The following is a 14,523-nucleotide window of genomic DNA, read 5'->3' on the forward strand; positions in this document are numbered from 1 at the left end:
CGGCGAGGGCCAGGCACATCGTGCAGGCCCGTCAATAGGACTTTTGCCGCCAAAACCCTTATGATTGGAATCCGAACATTGTACTCTAGGGAGCCTGGCGCATGCCGAGTCCTGCAGACCTCAAGAACATCGGTCTGAAAGCCACGGTGCCGCGGTTGAAGATCCTCGAGATCTTTCAGACCAGCGAAGAGCGCCACATGAGCGCCGAAGACGTGTACCGCATCCTGCTCGCCGAGCACATGGACATTGGCTTGGCCACGGTCTATCGCGTGCTGACGCAGTTCGAGCAGGCGGGGCTGCTGTCACGTAACAACTTCGAATCCGGCAAGGCGATCTACGAACTCAACGAAGGCAAACACCACGATCACCTGGTGTGCCTCGATTGCGGCCGCGTGGAAGAATTTTTCGATGCCGAGATCGAGCAGCGCCAGCAGAGCATCGCCCGTGCGCGCGGTTTTGCGCTGCAGGAGCACGCGCTGTCGCTCTATGGCAATTGCTCGAAGGAGGCCTGCCCGCACCGGCCAAAGCGCTGAAGCGTTATCCAAAAGAAAACGGCCGCATCGTCTGCGGCCGTTTTTCATTGGAGCGGCGAGATGGCGGATGTCAGACGGACAACCGCGTCTCGCCCTCCTTTTCTGCGTCGCCCTGGCTGCCTTTCTCGGCCTTGCCGTGCTCATTGGCCTGCACGGGCGGATGGGCCGGAGCGCCCGACGCCTGCCCGGTGTATTCGGCCACAACCTGCTTGAAGAGCTGACGCGCCCACACCAACATTGGATGCGTGTTGCGGCTGCGGTGCCACAGCATGTTCAGGCCCAGCACGGTTTCAAGCTCAGCCGGCAACGGAAACGCGTTCAGGTCGTACGTCTTGCAGACCATATCCTTCATCAGCGAGTTGACCGTGAAGATCATGTCGGTCTGGGCAGCCACTTCGCCCTGTGTGCGCCAGCTATGCACGGTCATGGTCGAGTTGCGCTTGAGGCCGCGCTGCTGCAAGGCGTAGTCCAGCGGAATGAGCGACGGCGCGACGCGACTGCCTGGGCTGCCTTGCGCGATGAAGATATGCTCGCAATCGAGATATTGCTCGAGCGTGCAGCGTTCCCCGAGGATCGGGTGGTCCTTGCGTGCGCAGACCCACATGTTGAACGAGGTCACGACCTCTTCCATGATCTCGGGATGGCGCGTGGGGAACGGTGAGAACGCCAGATCCAGCTCGTTGGCGCGCATGGCGGCCACATCGGCTTCCCACGAGGACGACTCGGTCAGGCGCACCTGCAATGCCGGCGCCAGTCGCTTGATGCGCAACAGGAAGCGATCGAACAGCGCATCGCCCAGCGTGCCTGCAAAGCTGACGTTGAACGTGCCGGTCGCCTCGGCCGGGTCAAACGTGGCGATGTCGCCTTCGTTGATGGCGGCCCACAAGTCGAGCATCTCACGCACCTTGGGGCCCAGCTCCAGCGCCTTGGGCGTGGGTGTCAGGCCATGCGGAACACGGATGAAGAGGGGATCGTCGAAAATTTCGCGTAGACGGCCCAGCGAATGCGAGACAGCCGGTGCGGTCATGTGCATCTTTTCAGCCACGTAGGTGGCGTTGCGCTTGCTGAGCAGCTCAACAAAAATCACCAGCAGCTTGGTATCGACGTTGACCATGGGACGCCTTGGCTCGAACACGTTGGAAAACTGGAAAGGCAACCATTGCCGAGGCAATGGGTCGGATGCGGCACAAAAGCCCGCCACATCACAATGTAGTAATTGTTCAGTGTACGGACTGCAACCCGATTTTCAAAGCGAATTCCTGTGGCGCGAATTCGAAACTTGCCCATCCGCAAACGTTTCTTTTCAGTTCTTAACAAACCGGGATCGAGCGTGTGCCGAGTGACGCGTGGCTGTGACGGCTGCTCCGCTTTGCTCACCTATGAAAAACGCGCCCGAAGGCGCGTTCGTCTGTCCCGTTGATCGGGATTACTTGCCTACCACGCGCGCCATTTCCAGGCACTTGTTCGAGTAGCCCCACTCGTTGTCGTACCAGCTCACGACCTTGATGAAGGTGCCATCGAGTGCAATGCCGGCTTCGGCGTCGAAGATCGAGGTGCGTGCATCGCCGCGGAAATCCGTAGCGACGACCTTGTCTTCGGTGTAGCCCAGCACGCCCTTCAGCGCGCCTTCGCTTTGTTCCTTCATTTCGGCGCAGATTTCAGCGTACGTGGCAGCGCTTTCCAGCTCGACGGTCAGATCGACAACCGACACGTCCGAGGTCGGCACGCGGAACGACATGCCGGTCAGCTTCTTGTTCAGTTGCGGGATCACCACGCCCACGGCCTTGGCGGCACCGGTGGACGACGGGATGATGTTTTCCAGGATGCCGCGGCCGCCGCGCCAGTCCTTGTTGGACGGGCCGTCAACGGTCTTCTGCGTGGCGGTGGCAGCGTGCACGGTGGTCATCAGGCCGCGCTTGATGCCCCACTTGTCGTTCAGTACCTTGGCAACCGGTGCCAGGCAGTTGGTCGTGCACGAAGCGTTGGAGATGATCGCCTCGCCCTTGTACGTTTCGTGGTTCACGCCGTACACGAACATCGGGGTGTCGTCCTTGGACGGGGCCGACATGATCACCTTCTTGGCGCCCGCGTCGATGTGCTTCTGCGCGCCTTCCTTGGTCAGGAAGATGCCGGTCGATTCGATCACCACGTCGGCGCCGACTTCGCCCCACTTCAGCTCAGACGGATCCTTCACGGCGGTCAGGCGGATCTTCTTGCCGTTGACGACGAGCGTGTTGCCGTCGACCGACACTTCACCGTCGAAGCGGCCGTGCACCGAGTCGTACTTGAGCATGTACGCCAGGTAGTCGGGCTCGAGCAGGTCGTTGATGGCAACGACTTCGATGTCCTTGAAGTTGGCGGCGGCGGCGCGGAACACCATGCGTCCGATGCGGCCAAAGCCGTTGATGCCGATCTTGATGGTCATGGTCAGTCTCCTGATAGCAGAAAAGAAATCGACGGTGCGATAAAAACCAGCGCGGCACCTCGTGGGTGCCGCGTACGCAAATTCAGTTAAGCAATGACGCTCTTGGCGGTGTTCACCACGTTCTCGACCGTGAAGCCGAAGTGCTTGAACAGCACGCCCGCCGGGGCCGATTCACCGAACGTGTCGATACCGACCACGGCTTGTACTTGGTACTTCCACCAGAAATCGGTCACGCCCGCTTCCACGGCGATGCGCGGCACGCCGGCCGGCAGCACGCTCGCCTTGTAGGCGGAATCCTGCTTGTCGAACACGGTCGTGGCAGGCACCGACACCACGCGCGCATGGATACCCTCGGCGGCAAGCTGATCTGCTGCACCCACCGCCAGGCCAACTTCCGAGCCGGTGGCGATGATCACCACGTCCGGCTTACCGTTGGCGGCATCGCGCAGCACGTAGCCGCCGCGAGCGATGGCTTCGCGCGTGGCCGGGTTGCGCGCCTGGAACGGCAGGTTCTGGCGGCTGAAGATCAGGCAGCTTGGGCCGTTCTGGCGCTGGATGGCAGCGGCCCAGGCGACGGCGGTTTCGGTGGTGTCGGCGGTGCGCCAGACATCCATGTTCGGGATGAGGCGCAGGCTGGCAACGTGCTCGATGGATTGGTGCGTCGGGCCGTCTTCGCCCAGGCCGATGGAATCGTGGGTGAACACGAAGATCGAGCGGATTTTCATCAGCGCTGCCATGCGCAGCGCGTTGCGGCTGTAGTCGGAGAACGTCAGGAACGTACCGCCGTACGGAATGTAGCCGCCGTGCAGCGCGATGCCGTTCATGATGGCGCTCATGCCGAACTCGCGCACACCGTAATTGATGTGGTTGCCCCAGGCATCCACACGCACGGCCTTGCTGCCGCTCCAGTTGGTCAGGTTCGAGCCTGTCAGGTCGGCCGAACCGCCAAGCAGCTCGCCCAGCACCGGGCCATAGGCTTCGAGCGTGTTCTGGCTGGCCTTGCGGGTGGCGATGGTTTCAGCCTTGAGTTCGCACTTCTCGATGAACTCGGCGACCGCCTTGTCGAAGGCTTCCGGCAGTTCGCCACGCATGCGGCGCTCGAACTGCTCGGCTTCGGCCGGGTGGCGCTCGGAATACGCATCGAACAGCGCGTTCCAGGCCTTTTCCAATGCATGGCCCTGACCCTTGGCATCCCACGCGTCGTACACGGCTTGCGGCACCTCAAACGGGGCGTGCGGCCAGGCCAGCGCTTCGCGCGCGGCAGCGATTTCAACGCCGCCCAGCGGGGCGCCGTGCACATCGTGACCGCCTTCCTTGTTGGGCGCGCCCTTGCCGATGAGCGTGCGGCAGCAGATCAGGGTCGGCTTGTCCGACTTCTTGGCTTCGGCAATGGCGGCGTCAACGGCGTCAACGCTGTGGCCATCCACGGCGCGGATCACGTTCCAGCCGTACGCTTCGAAGCGCTTCGGGGTGTCGTCGTTGAACCAGTGGACAACGTCGCCGTCGATCGAGATGCCGTTGTCATCCCACAGCGCGATCAGCTTGTTCAGCTTGAGCGTGCCGGCCAGCGAGCATGCCTCGTGGCTGATGCCTTCCATCAGGCAGCCGTCGCCCAGGAAGACATAGGTGTGGTGGTTGACGATGTCGAAGCCCGGGCGGTTGAATTCCTGGCCCAAAAGGCGCTCGGCCAGGGCCATGCCGACAGCGTTGGTGATGCCTTGGCCCAGCGGGCCGGTGGTGGTTTCCACGCCCGGGGTGATGCCGTATTCCGGGTGGCCAGCGGTCTTGCTGTGCAGCTGGCGGAAGTTCTTCAGCTCCGACATCGGCAGGTCGTAGCCGGTCAGGTGGAGCAGCGCGTAGACCAGCATCGAGCCGTGGCCGTTGGACAGCACAAAGCGGTCGCGATCAGGCCAGCGCGGGTTCAGCGGGTTGTGGCGCAGGTGGCGGCTCCACAGTGCCACGGCGATATCCGCCATGCCCATCGGCGCGCCGGGGTGGCCCGAATTGGCTTGCTGGACGGCGTCCATGGCAAGCACGCGAATGGCGCTGGCCATCAACTGGGTAGGCTGGGTGGTGTTCGAGTGGAGGGCGGGGGCGGTCATGCGAACCTGCGGCAGGAGATAGGCGGGAAAACCGCGATTTTACCAGACAGGAATGACCCGGCTGGGGTGATCGCGGTCAGTAAAACGCGCTACGACGTCCCCTCCCCCGCCCGGCTTACCACTCCGCGACGGAACCGTCGGAGTGGCGCCACACTGGGTTGCGCCAGTCGGGGGCTTCCTTGCTGCGTTCGATGACCAACGCCTCGTCAATATCCACGCCCAGGCCAGGCAGGCGCGGCGGGCGGATATAGCCGCCTTCCAGCGCAAAATCGGCCTTGTTCCGCACGTAATCGAGCAGTTCGGCGCCTTTGTTGTAATGGATGCCCATGCTCTGTTCCTGCAACGTGGCGTTCCAGCTCACGAAATCGACGTGCAGGCAGGCCGCCAGGGCGATGGGGCCCAGCGGGCAATGCGGCGCCAAGGCCACATCGTAAGCCTCGGCCATTGCGGCGATCTTCACGCACTCCGTAATGCCGCCGGCGTGAGACAGGTCCGGCTGCAGAATCGATACCCCGCCCGCTTCCAGCACGCGCTTGAAGTCGAAGCGCGAGAACATGCGCTCGCCGGCGGCAATGGGCAGATGGGTGTGGGCGGCCAGCCGGGCATAGGTTTCGGCCTGCTCGGCCAGCACCGGTTCTTCGATGAAGAGCGGCCGATACGGCTCCAGCTCCTTGATCAGCACCTTGGCCATCGGCGCAGAAACGCGGCCGTGGAAATCGAGCCCGAATTCGACGGTGTTGCCAAAGGCCGAGCGAATCTCTGCAACCTTCGCCACCGCGGCATCCACAGCGCGGGACGTGTCGATGATGCCCATCTCTTCGCAGCCGTTGAGCTTGAAGTGATCAAAGCCGCCGGCCTGCAGCGCCTTCATGCCTGCAATCACGTCGGCCGGACGATCGCCGCCAACCCAGCTGTAGGTGCGCATCTTGTCGCGCACGAGACCACCGAGCAGTTCGTATACCGGCACGCCCAGCACCTTGCCCTTGATGTCCCACAACGCCTGGTCAATGCCGGCAATGGCGCTCATCAGGATCGGGCCGCCGCGGTAGAAACCGGCGCGGTACATGGTCTGCCAGAGGTCGTTGATGCGGCTTGGGTCCTGGCCGATGAGGTAGTCGGACAGCTCGTGCACCGCCGCTTCCACCGTGCGCGCACGGCCTTCAATGACGGGCTCGCCCCAGCCGGTGACGCCCTCGTCGGTCTCGACTTTCAGGAACATCCAGCGCGGAGGCAGGCGGTACGTGGTCAGGCGGGTGATTTTCATGGATCGATGGTGCGTTCAGGTGCGGACGGATTGGGCGGTGCGGTAAGCGGCGACGAAGGCGCGCGCGCGTTCGGCGGTGCGCTCGACGGGCTGGCCTGGGCGATACAGGTCGCTGCCGAGGCCAGCGCCGATGCAGCCGGCGGCAAGGTAATCGGCGAGGTTCTCCGGCGTGATGCTGCCAACGGCAAACACCGGCACCTCCGGCGGCAGCACGGCCTTGAGCGCGCGCACGTAGCCAGGCCCGAGCGCGCCGGCCGGGAAAATCTTCAGTGCCTGCGCGCCCGCATCGAGCGCGGCAAACGCTTCGGTGGCAGTCATGCAGCCAATGCAGGTGACGAGTCCGGCGTGCGCGGCGGCGCGGATCACCGGCGCATGCGTGTTGGGCGTGACGACCAGCTTGCCGCCTGCCGCGACCATCAGGTCAACGTCTTCGGGGCGCAGCACGGTGCCCGCACCAATCAGCGCGCGGTCGCCAAAGGCACGTGCGGCGAGTTGCACGCTCTGCGCCCAGTCGGGCGAGTTCAGCGGAATCTCGATGGCATCGAAGCCGGCATCGACGAGCGCCTGCGTGTGCGCCAGCACCTCGTCGGGCCGGATGCCGCGCAGGATGGCGATCAGCGGAAGGTGGGTTGTCCAGGTCATTCGTGATAAAGCTGCGAGCGCCCGCCATCGATCAGGATGTCGGTCGCGTTGATGAAACGCGCCTCGTCGGAAGCGAGGAACAGCGCGGTGTAGGCTACCTCTTCGGGCTCGCCGATGCGCTTGCACGGCAGCAGCTCGGCCTGGCGGCGGCGTTCGGCTTCGGGGTCAGGTGCGGCGGCAAAGCCGGCTTCGGCAATTGGCGTGAGGATCAGCCCTGGCGAAATCGAATTCACACGGATACCACGCGCCGCATATTCAATGCCCAGCGCCCGCGTGAGCCCGATCAGCCCATGCTTGGCCACCGGATACGGAAACGCGCCCGGAATGATCTTGTGCCCATGCACCGAGGCAATGTTGACGATGCTGCCCGCCCCGCGCGCCAACATGTGCGGCAACACGGCGCGCGCGCAGTGCCACGCGCCTTCCAGATCGACGGACAGGCAGCGCGCCCAATCGTCCTCGCTCAACTTGAGCGGATCGGCAAACACGTTGATACCGGCGTTGTTGACCAGCACGTCAATCCCGCCAAAGCGCTCGACACCTGCGGCGACCATCGCGTCGATCTGCGCACGGTCGCGCACGTCGGCTTGTACGAGGAGGATGTTGTCGTCGTTGCCAATGGAAGCGGCGAAGGCCTCGGCGCGCTCATCACGCACCAGCGTGTTGACGATCACGCGGGCGCCGTGCTGCGCGAAGAGCTTGGCAATCGCACCGCCAATGCCTTGCGTGGCGCCCGTCACCAGGGCGACCTTGCCTGCGAGACGCGGCGGAAAAGACGTCGGAGAAGCGGTCATGCGTCAAAACCATTCACGGTGAATTGATAGCTGCGCTGCAGGCTCTGGCCGGTGCCGAGAATGGTCAGGCCGTGGTCTTGTGGCAAGCCAGGCAGGTTGTGTGCGTTGATCGCGTGGTCAACCGGCTCAAAGCAGAAGAAGTCGTACGCGACCGGTGTGTACAGCACATAGCGCGACGTGTCGGCGGTGATTTGCACGGACATGCGGCGGCTGGGCCAGACGATCTCCGCACGGCCATCCCAGCCTTCAAAGCTGTGATTGATGGCGGCGCTGGCCTCCAGCTTCCGGAGCTTGCGAAAGTCTGCATCCGCAGATAGCCCCCGCAGGTCCGTCGGCAGATAGTCCGGCGCGGATTGCCACATGGCCGTTGCGCCAGCGCGCAACCGAACATCGGGCGTGCGCGGAAAGAACGGATGCACGCCAAGCCCGAATGGCAGCGGCGCACCTTCGTTGCGTACCGTCAGCACGATCTGCAACGCGTTCCCCATCAACGTGTAGCGCTGCACCGCCTGATAGCGGAACGGGCGCCCCTGCTCGACCACCGCAGCGAGTTCAACGGACGTATCCGTTTGCGACACGGCATGCCACGGCATCAACCAGCCGTGACCATGCAGCGGATACGGTTCGTCGTCACGCGTTCGCGGCACTTCGATGGTCTGTCCCTGAAACGCGAAACGCCCGCCACCGATACGGTTGGACCAGGGCACCAGCGAATAGCAAGCCAGCGTTCTCGGATCGCGCAGTGCAGCGTCTGCTTCGCCCGGCCGAAAGATGGCTGTGACATCGCCGTCTCGCAGCAGATCGAAACGCAGCAACCCGCCACCCGCCTCGGGCAGCACCTCGGCGCGTAGCACGCCGTTGTCAAGCCGCAACGTAGGCATGGCCGAACCGGCCCTCCGGCAGTCCTCGTGCGTTGGGTACGGCAAGCTGTAGCGTCGCGCCGGCGTTCACGTCTTCTGCCAGGCGGTGCGCCGACAAACCGTCGCGCGCCGTCGTCAGATACAGCGTATCGAACGCCTCGCCGCCAAATGCCGGGCACGTGGGCTGCGATGCCGGTACGGACATGCGCGCCAGCACGCGCCCATCCGGTGCGTACCGCGTCAGCCGGTTGCCGCCCCACTCTGCGTTCCAGAGGCAGCCGTCTGCGTCGACGGTCGAGCCGTCGGGCGAGCCTTTGTGCGCACCCCCGGCATCCTGGTCGCGCAGATCGGCGAAGACGCGAATATTGGCGACTGCGCCCGTCTGCCCGTCGTAATCGCATGCGTGGATGCGACGGCTGTGCGTATCGCACCAATACATGGTGTCGCCGTCAGGGCTGAAGGCGATGCTGTTGGCGATGGCGATGTGGGGCAGAGCCAGACGCTGCAGCGCGCCCATCGGCGTAAAGCGATAAAAACTGCCGGTGGGTTCGGGGCCGCCTTCGTGCATGGTGCCGAAGACGTAGTTGCCGGAACGATCGGCGCGGCCATCGTTGACGCGCGTGGTCGGGTTGTCGGGCTCCACCTCGGCCAGCAGCGTAAGCGTGCCGGTGCGCGTGTCGAAGCGGGCGATGTTCTTGGCAAGGCCCAGGATCAGCACACCGGGCTCGTCCGTCAGCGCAAAAGAGCCCACGCGTTGCGGCAACGGCCATTGGCGCTCCTGCCCCGTCGCCGGATCGTGCTGCCACAGCAGCGATTCCTGGATGTCGGTCCACCAGAGCAGGCGCTGGGCGTCGTCCCAGACGATGCCTTCGCCCAGCGTGCACCGCAGATCGGAAAGCGTGGTTGCGGTTGTCATGTGCGCAGCCTCACTCACGGCCGCCGCGGTTCTTCAACTGGTCGACCAGCACCGCTGCCAGCAGAATCGCGCCGCGCACGAGGTACTGGTAAAACGCGTCGATATTCAGCAGGTTCATCGCGTTCTGCACGGTGCCCATGATCAACACGCCGACCAGCACCCCGCTGATGGTGGCGCGGCCGCCCAGCAGCGACACGCCGCCCAGCACACAGGCCGAGATCACGTTCAGCTCAAAGCCTTGCGCCGCATTCGGCTGGCCGCTGGTGATGCGCGCCGCCAGAATCACGCCCGCCAGCGCAGCAACCACGCCCTGGATCAGGAAGATGACGATGCGCGTCATGTTGACGTTCACGCCCGCCAGCCGCGCCGCTTCCGGGTTGCCGCCAATCGCCAGCGTATTGCGGCCGTAGATCGTCTTGTTGAGCAGCACGCCAAACACCACGAAGCACAGCCCCGCAACCCACACCGGCGTCGGCACGCCAAAGACGATGGTGTTGCCCAGGTCGAAGAAGTCCATGTCGGACACGCCCACCGCCTGCCCATGCGAGGCAATGAAGGCGAGGCCGCGCACGATTTCCATCGTGGCCAGCGTGGTGATGAGCGCGTTGATCCTCAGCTTGGCGATCACGAAACCGTTGACGCCACCGATGATCGCGCCCGCCACCAGGCTGCCGCCGATGCCAAGTGCAATGCTGCCGGTCGCGTTGATGATCATCGCGCACAGCACGCCGGCAAACGCCACCGTGGAGCCGATCGACAGATCGAAATCACGCGACGCCAGACAGAACATCATCGTGCAGGCGACCATGCCGATCTGCGAGACGGAGAGCGCAAGGCCCACCATGTTTTGCCACGAGAAGAAGTACTCGACCGAAAACGACAGCGCGGCAAACAGAATGGCGAAGATCAGCGGCAGGCTGAAATCGTCCAGCAGGCGGAGTAGGCGCGTCTTGTTCATGGCAGAGCGTGCCGATGCGGCGAGCGCATCGGAATGTTGCAGGGGTTGAGACTGGGACATCTTGGACTCCGGGGTTCTCAGGCGGCCAACGGCGGCATGGGTGCAGACGGCAGCGGCGCAGATTCAGGGCGTAGCGCGAGCTTGAGCACGGCCTGCTCATTGGCCTGCTCGCGTGGCAGTTCGCCGGCGATGCGGCCTTCGCTCATCACGAGCACGCGGTCGGCCACACCGAGGATTTCCGGCAATTCGCTGGAAATCATCAGCACGGCCACGCCACGTTCGGCCAGCTCGTACAGCACCTGGTAGATCTCGTTCTTGGCACCAACGTCGATGCCGCGCGTGGGCTCATCGATGATCAGCACACGCATGTCGTCTTCGGCCAGCCAGCGCGCCAGGATGACCTTCTGCTGGTTGCCGCCCGACAGCAGGCGGATCGGCTGCTCGCGGTTTGGCGTCTTGATGCGCAAGCGCGTGATGTAGTGGTCAGCCGTCTTCGTCTCCTGCTTGTCATTGACGAACAGGCCGAAGCGGCGCTGGTTGCGCCGGCAACTGATGTTGATGTTTTCCGACACCGAGCGGCAGCCGATGATGCCCTCTTCCTTGCGGTCTTCCGGGCAAAGCACGATGCCTTGGCGGATGGCATCGGCCACATCGCGGATGCGGATCGGCGCGCCGTCGAGTGTGAGGATCCCGGTCGTCTTGCGATCGGCTCCGTAGATCAACCGCGCCAGTTCCGACCGCCCCGCGCCCACCAGCCCGAACAGGCCGACGATCTCGCCGCGGCGCACGGACAGGCTTGCCGGCTCGGCCAGCTTCGGGCCCATCAGGCCATCCACCTGCAAGCGCACATCGCCCAGCGTCCGCGCGCGGTAATCGAAGATGTCGTCGATCTGGCGACCGACCATCTGCGCGACCAGCTCGTCGCGCGTGACGCTGGCCATCGACGGGAAATCCGCCACCTTGCGGCCATCGCGGAAGATCGTGCAGCCGTCGCACAGCTCGAAAATCTCATCCAGCCGGTGCGAGATGTAGATCAGCGCACGGCCCTGCGCGCGCAGGTCTTTCACGAGGCGGAACAGGATGTCGGTCTCGCGGATCGATAGCGAACTCGTCGGCTCGTCCAGCGCAATCACACGCGCATCGCGCAGGATCGCCTTGCAGATCTCGACCATCTGACGCTGCCCGATCGACAGGTGTTTCAGCTTGGCGCGCGGGTCCAGATCGACGCCGATGCGGCCGAGCTGTTCACGCGTCCAGGCCATCGCCTCGCGCTGGCGGATGAACCCGCCGCTGGCCGGCAGGTGGCCGAGCAGCAGGTTGTCCATCACCGTCAGTTCGGGCACCGTCTGCAGCTCCTGGTGGATGACGGCAATGCCGGCATCCAGTGCCGCCCGCGTGGTCGGGAACGCCGTCGGTTTTCCCTCGACGACGATCTGCCCACCATCGGGCTGATAGTCGCCGCCCAGGATCTTCAACAGCGTCGACTTGCCCGCGCCGTTCTCGCCCAGCAAGCCGTGCACGCGGCCGCATTCGATGCCGAACGACACATCGGACAGCGCCCGCACACCCGGAAACACCTTGCTGATGCCACGAAACTCAAGAAACGCCGACATGGCAAGTCTCCTTCAACAACGTTGTCCGCAAGATCACAAACCCATTTCCTGGCGGACTTGCTTCTCGTTGTCGCGGGTCATCAGGCGGCCGCTGGTCAGGATGAGCGGGTCCGGCGCCTTGTTGTTCTTGATCCACTCGTACATGTTGAGCGAGGTTTCATAGCCATGGCGCTTCGGGCTGATCAACACGGTGCCGAAGAAACCGGTCTTCTCGGGCTTGGCAAACTCGTTGAGCGCCGACTGGCTGCCGCCGATGCCCACACCGATGATGTCTGCCGGCTTCAGGCCGTGGCCTTCCGCTGCACGCACGGCCCCCAGCACGGCTTCGTCATTCAGGCCGAAGGCAATCCAGTGCTTGAACTTGGGGTTCTTGGTCAGGGTGATGTTGGCGGCGTTGAACGCGGCTTCGGTATCCGTCTTGGCCTGTGGGCTGGTCAGCACGTTGGCAGCCGGGAAGCCCGCCTTGGTGAGCGCGGCGACTGCACCGTCGGTGCGCTCCTTGGCCGTCGGCAATTGGTCATATGCAATGCGGATGGCGCCAACTTCCGACAGATTCCAGCCGCGCTTTTTCATCTCCTGCGCGATGGCGTCGCCCACTTGTTCGCCGATCTTCGTGGCCGAGATGCCCATGTGCGGCACCGACGCGATCGGCTTGCCGCTGCCATCGACCAAGCGGTCATCCACCGTCATCAGCTTGAGGTTGTTCTGCTTGGCCTTGGCCACGACCGCCGGTCCGAGCTTCACGTCAGGCACGCAGATCACGAAGCCCTGCGCATGCTGCGCGCCCAGGTTGTCGATGGCAGTCAGCACTTCGCCGCCGCTGGGCACGCCGATCTTCACCAGCTTGAAGCCCTTTTCCTTGGCGGCCTGGTCTGCGAACTTCCATTCGTCCTGGAACCACGGCTCTTCGGGCTGCTTGACCAGGAAGCCGATCTTCACGTCATCGGCTGCATGGGCAAACACCGAAAGGCCGCCGGCCATGGCGAACAGCGTGGCGGCCGCAATGGCCTTGAATGTCCAGCGTCGTTGTTGTTGCATGTTGTCTCCTTGCGATGCCGTCTTTGCGGCATCTGTTCTGCGTTGGATGAAAGATGGGATGGCGTGGGCGCCGGGCTTACGCCACCTTCAAGGTTTTGACCAGACCGCGCTCGCGTGCGATGGCGATCGCGCCGCTGCCGGCCAGGTGTTCCTGCTGTTCACTGCTCGTAACGGTGACCTTGCCTGAGAAGAAATCGTCGTCCGACACCAGCACGGCCAGCGCTTCGCGCAGCAGCGGCTTGCCCGTGATGACGAACTGTGTACCCGGGTTCATGCGAATCGCGCTGCTGTTCTTGAGCGTGAGCAGATCCGCGCCCAGCACCGCGCCCAGCAGAAAGTTGGCCCGCGCATTGCGCTCGTAGATCGTGAACTGACCCAGCGTGCGCACCATGAAGCAGGCGCGCCCCAATCCGATGCTGCTGGCGCTGCGCGCGCCGGACAGCAGCATTTCCGGATCGACCTCGGTAGCAAAGTCGGAGTCGAGCGCGTCGGCCAGGATGGTGTTGTGCGTGATCACGTGCAGCAGCTCGCCGGCCAGCGTCGTCACACAACCGGTGATGCGCTGGTCCGCGTCGAGATGCACGAACTTCGAGTGCGAACCCGGCAGCACGATCACCGCCGGCTCTGTGATGCCGAGGCGAGAGACCAAACCCATGGTCTCGACTTCTTCGCCGCGCATCATGTCCATCGACTCGATGTTGTGCAGGCCCAGGTTGTCCACCGGATTGCGTACGCCCGGCACAAACCAGATTGGCTGGGCGCACACTTCGGGGATGGTCGCCTGCACCATCCCCGCAGCGAGGTCGCGCAGGCCAGCCGGCGCCACCAGGTGCGGTACCTCGTGCAGGCCGACGTTGGAGGTGATCATGCCGGACGCCAGCACCAAGTCGACCTGGTTCATACCGAAACCAGCCTTCTGCAGCGCAGCTTCAATGGTGTCCTGCACGCCGCGCTGCAGCGTCGTCCGGTTGCCGGTGATGGCGGTGTCGCGCACGCCAACCTGGCGCGCAGCCTGGCAGAGCGCAACGTCATCGCGCCAGACCGTGACGCGTGTGTTGGTGGTACCGGTATCGATGGTGAGGATGTTCATGCGTGGCATTGCGTGGTGTGACGTGGGACGGGCCCGGGGTTAAAACCCTTTCATGATCCGCGGCGAGCGGCCCGAGGTTGACTTGGAAAGCGCCGCCACCCATGAAGACATCGTTGGGAAGCGGCAACGTCGCACAGTCGAGTTCGGGGCGCGCAACAGGATCATGAGCGGTTTTTTAGAACGAGTGAACGATACCGGTGTACGCACCCAGCTGGTTCTTACCCACCGCCGGGTTGTTGTTGGTTGCTTCCACCGAGAAGTTGGCGGTAGCGCTGTTCTGCACCGTGC

General features: G+C 63.9%; 13 protein-coding genes and 1 pseudogene. 1 reads left to right on the top strand and 13 read right to left on the bottom strand.

Going from position 1 to position 14,523, the window contains the following annotated elements; genetic code table 11:
* Positions 1–101: 101 nt before the first annotated feature.
* The gene (fur, locus tag ACCD03_RS20995; RefSeq protein WP_045202583.1) at positions 102–533 is read left to right on the top strand and encodes a ferric iron uptake transcriptional regulator; all 432 of its coding nucleotides are present in this window, start codon (positions 102–104) and stop codon (positions 531–533) included.
* 70 nt (positions 534–603) lie between these two features.
* Here the strand turns inward: fur and ACCD03_RS21000 are convergent, their stop codons facing one another.
* The 13 genes and pseudogenes from ACCD03_RS21000 to ACCD03_RS21060 form a co-directional block, all read right to left on the bottom strand.
* Complete coding sequence (locus tag ACCD03_RS21000) at positions 604–1,647, bottom strand: LysR family transcriptional regulator (protein WP_316671568.1); 1,044 nt, start codon at positions 1,645–1,647, stop codon at positions 604–606.
* A gap of 312 nt (positions 1,648–1,959) precedes the next feature.
* Positions 1,960–2,958 (bottom strand): type I glyceraldehyde-3-phosphate dehydrogenase, encoded by a 999-nt coding sequence (gene gap, locus ACCD03_RS21005; RefSeq protein ID WP_045202581.1) that lies wholly within the window; start codon positions 2,956–2,958, stop codon positions 1,960–1,962.
* Positions 2,959–3,044: 86 nt separating this feature from the next.
* Positions 3,045–5,060: a transketolase gene (gene tkt / locus ACCD03_RS21010; protein WP_413412763.1), complete on the bottom strand. Its 2,016-nt coding sequence runs from the start codon at positions 5,058–5,060 to the stop codon at positions 3,045–3,047.
* A 115-nt stretch (positions 5,061–5,175) separates the two neighbouring features.
* Positions 5,176–6,324, bottom strand: a complete 1,149-nt coding sequence (dgoD, locus tag ACCD03_RS21015) for a galactonate dehydratase (protein ID WP_413412764.1) — start codon at positions 6,322–6,324, stop codon at positions 5,176–5,178.
* 15 nt (positions 6,325–6,339) lie between these two features.
* Positions 6,340–6,966 (bottom strand): 2-dehydro-3-deoxy-6-phosphogalactonate aldolase, encoded by a 627-nt coding sequence (locus tag ACCD03_RS21020; RefSeq protein WP_413412765.1) that lies wholly within the window; start codon positions 6,964–6,966, stop codon positions 6,340–6,342.
* Positions 6,963–7,760 (bottom strand): SDR family oxidoreductase, encoded by a 798-nt coding sequence (locus ACCD03_RS21025; protein ID WP_325650103.1) that lies wholly within the window; start codon positions 7,758–7,760, stop codon positions 6,963–6,965. Before ACCD03_RS21025 ends, ACCD03_RS21020 begins: the two co-directional genes overlap by 4 nt.
* Positions 7,757–8,641 (bottom strand): aldose 1-epimerase, encoded by an 885-nt coding sequence (locus ACCD03_RS21030; protein ID WP_413412766.1) that lies wholly within the window; start codon positions 8,639–8,641, stop codon positions 7,757–7,759. The genes ACCD03_RS21025 and ACCD03_RS21030 overlap by 4 nt, the downstream gene beginning before the upstream one ends.
* A complete protein-coding gene (locus ACCD03_RS21035) occupies positions 8,622–9,536 on the bottom strand; it encodes an SMP-30/gluconolactonase/LRE family protein (protein WP_413412767.1) in 915 nt (304 codons plus the stop codon). Before ACCD03_RS21035 ends, ACCD03_RS21030 begins: the two co-directional genes overlap by 20 nt.
* A 10-nt stretch (positions 9,537–9,546) precedes the next feature.
* Positions 9,547–10,494, bottom strand: coding sequence for an L-arabinose ABC transporter permease AraH (araH, locus tag ACCD03_RS21040; RefSeq protein WP_413412772.1), 948 nt, complete (start codon positions 10,492–10,494; stop codon positions 9,547–9,549).
* 77 nt (positions 10,495–10,571) lie between these two features.
* Positions 10,572–12,107: an L-arabinose ABC transporter ATP-binding protein AraG gene (gene araG / locus ACCD03_RS21045; protein ID WP_413412768.1), complete on the bottom strand. Its 1,536-nt coding sequence runs from the start codon at positions 12,105–12,107 to the stop codon at positions 10,572–10,574.
* Between the two features lie 33 nt (positions 12,108–12,140).
* Positions 12,141–13,145 carry an arabinose ABC transporter substrate-binding protein gene (locus ACCD03_RS21050; protein WP_413412769.1) on the bottom strand — a complete coding sequence of 335 codons (1,005 nt, stop codon included), beginning with the start codon at positions 13,143–13,145 and terminating at the stop codon, positions 12,141–12,143.
* Positions 13,146–13,221: 76 nt separating this feature from the next.
* Positions 13,222–14,235 carry a 2-dehydro-3-deoxygalactonokinase gene (locus ACCD03_RS21055; protein ID WP_413412770.1) on the bottom strand — a complete coding sequence of 338 codons (1,014 nt, stop codon included), beginning with the start codon at positions 14,233–14,235 and terminating at the stop codon, positions 13,222–13,224.
* Between the two features lie 175 nt (positions 14,236–14,410).
* Positions 14,411–14,523 (bottom strand): annotated as a pseudogene (locus ACCD03_RS21060) (porin); the annotation flags it as partial.

Origin of the sequence: Ralstonia sp. Ralssp135 (genome assembly GCF_047304345.1) — a bacterium.
Classification (GTDB): Bacteria; Pseudomonadota; Gammaproteobacteria; order Burkholderiales; family Burkholderiaceae; genus Ralstonia; species Ralstonia chuxiongensis.